The following is a 1,079-nucleotide window of genomic DNA, read 5'->3' on the forward strand; positions in this document are numbered from 1 at the left end:
TTTAGTAATTTTAGCTTCTTTTTATATGGAATTTTTCTATTCAGACAAGATAGTAGAAATTTCTTTGCAGGTATTTTATTAACTTTTGGTTCTTTAGGATTTTTATTTTTATTAGTTATGTATTTATCAGATAGATTCGATACAATCAGGTTACTAAGTATTTTGCAGTTTATGCAGTCATACCATTATCTATAATTGTGATTGGTTTTTTTCTTATAAAAAATGGATATATAATGAAGCACAAAGAAGGTAGACGTTTAGCAAATTTACTATCCTTAATTTTAGGAGTAAATATTTTACTTATAGTTTCTTTAAGCTTACTTTTAATATTTCACGGATCTAAGTTAAATACCTATGCATATGCAACTATACTTACAATAATTTTGTTGGCAATATATTTTGGATTTTTATTCTTTAGTTACTTAGTTTACTCATATGCTTATCAAATGCTACCTGTAAATAAAAATTTAGACTATGTAATAGTCTTAGGGTCAGGTCTTATAGGAGATAAGGTTCCCCCTTTGTTAAAAAGCAGGCTTGATAAAGGTATTGAAATTTATAGTCAACAATTATCAAAAGGAAATCACACAAAAATAGTTGTATCAGGTGGTCAAGGTTCTGATGAGATAGTTCCTGAGGCTGTTGCTATGAAAAAATATCTTGTATCACAAGATATACCCGAGTTAGATATTTTAGTTGAAGATAAATCTACTACTACTTATGAAAACATGAAATTTTCAAAGAGTATAATGGATAACATATCTAAAAGTTTCTCATGTATATTTGTTTCAAATAATTATCATGTTTTCAGAGCATCAATTTATGCAAGAAAAGCGGGATTAAAAGCAAATGGAGTTGGAGCGCCTACTGCATTTTACTTTTTACCTAGTGCATTAATTCGTGAATATATAGCGATTATAATGCTTTATAAAAAAATCAACTTACTAGTATTGCATTTATCTTTCTAATAGTTTCATATTCTTTTGTACCTTTTCTTTATACTCTATAAATAAAAAAGATAGATTTGAAATTTCAAATCTATCTTTTTTATTTATAGAGTATAAAGAAAAGGTACAAAA

General features: G+C 26.5%; 2 protein-coding genes. Both read left to right on the forward strand.

Annotated elements, in window-relative coordinates; translation table 11 throughout:
- On the forward strand, positions 1–195 hold a 195-nt coding region (locus LEQ07_RS19620), incomplete at its 5' end, for a hypothetical protein (RefSeq protein ID WP_263331946.1).
- Between the two features lie 38 nt (positions 196–233).
- Positions 234–968, forward strand: a complete 735-nt coding sequence (locus LEQ07_RS19625) for a YdcF family protein (protein ID WP_263331951.1) — start codon at positions 234–236, stop codon at positions 966–968.
- The last annotated feature ends 111 nt before the right edge of the window (positions 969–1,079 follow it).

It is taken from the genome of Paraclostridium sp. AKS73, from assembly GCF_025671395.1.
GTDB lineage: Bacteria > Bacillota > Clostridia > Peptostreptococcales > Peptostreptococcaceae > Paraclostridium > Paraclostridium benzoelyticum.